Annotated in this window: 1 protein-coding gene; it reads left to right on the top strand. The window is 41.8% G+C overall.

Annotated elements, in window-relative coordinates; genetic code table 11:
* Nucleotides 1-203 precede the first annotated feature (203 nt).
* Nucleotides 204-1,307: tyrosine-type recombinase/integrase (locus PG840_RS16480; protein ID WP_270613897.1), on the top strand; the 1,104-nt coding region annotated here is incomplete at its 3' end.

Raw genomic sequence — 1,307 nt, 5'->3', positions numbered from 1 at the left:
TCTTTTATCCGAAGTTATGTATGACGATTCTGAATCGGTATAGTAAGATAATCGGAGTTATGATACAATGAGCGCAAGCGAGTCAAGCTGTTTACAGATTTGACGAGCGGCGAATTGGCTTATGGACTTGTCCATAAGATGCCTACACGCAAGAAGCATTTCAGCAGTTCCGATTGTCTGATATCGAAAGGAGACATACGATTATGGCAAAAGGATCTGTTAGAAAAAAAGGAAAAAAATGGTACTATCGTTTCTATGTAGAAGATGCAAGCGGTAAAATGGTTCAGAAAGAATACGCCGGAACCGAAAGTAAAAGTGAGACGGAAAAGCTTCTCCGCAAGGCACTGGAAGACTACGAAGATAAGAAGTTTGTTGCAAAGGCAGATAATCTTACCGTAGGGGAACTTCTGGATATGTGGGCAGAAGAAGAACTGAAAACTGGGACACTCAGCAACGGTACAGTGGAAAATTATCTTGGTGCAATCCGATGTATCAAAAAACACCCGATTGCAGACCGCAAACTGAAAACAGTTACTGCCGAACATTTACAGGCATTTCTTGATCTGCTTACATTCGGTGGTGAGTTTCCAGACGGGAAAGTAAAAAAGGGATACAGCAAAGATTATATCCATTCTTTTTCCGCAGTGTTACAGCAGTCATTCCGTTTTGCAGTATTTCCAAAACAGTTAATCAGTTTCAATCCGATGCAGTATATTAAGCTGAAAAAGCAGGCAGAGGAAGTTGACCTCTTTTCCGATGATGAAGTGGAAGAAGGTACACAGCCGATTTCACATGAGGATTATGAACGGCTTATCAAGTATCTGGAAAAGAAAAATCCACCTGCTATTCTTCCGATTCAAATTGCGTATTATGCCGGGCTCCGTATCGGGGAAACCTGTGGTCTTACATGGCAGGACATTAACCTTGAGGAACAATGCCTGACCATAAAACGCAGTATCCGCTACGACGGCATGAAACACAAAAATATTATCGGACCAACGAAACGGAAAAAAGTAAGGATTGTTGATTTTGGAGATACGCTGACTGAAATACTGAAAGCTGCCAGAAAAGAACAGCTCAAAAACCGGATGCAGTATGGCGAATTATATCACCGCAATTACTACAAAGAAGTGCATGTGAAAAACAGGGTATATTATGAATACTATCATCTTGACGGAACACAGGAAGTCCCGACAGATTACAAAGAAATCTCCTTTGTCTGCCTGCGACCAGATGGCTCTTTGGAACTGCCGAGTACACTCAGCATTGTATGCAGATCAGTGGCAAAGAAGCTGGAAGGATTTGAA

This window comes from Coprococcus sp. AM97-35 (assembly GCF_027697525.1).
Taxonomy (GTDB): Bacteria; Bacillota; Clostridia; order Lachnospirales; family Lachnospiraceae; genus Allocoprococcus; species Allocoprococcus comes.
The sequence above is the reverse complement of the archived record's forward strand: the minus strand, read 5'-3'. Positions and strand labels throughout refer to the sequence as shown.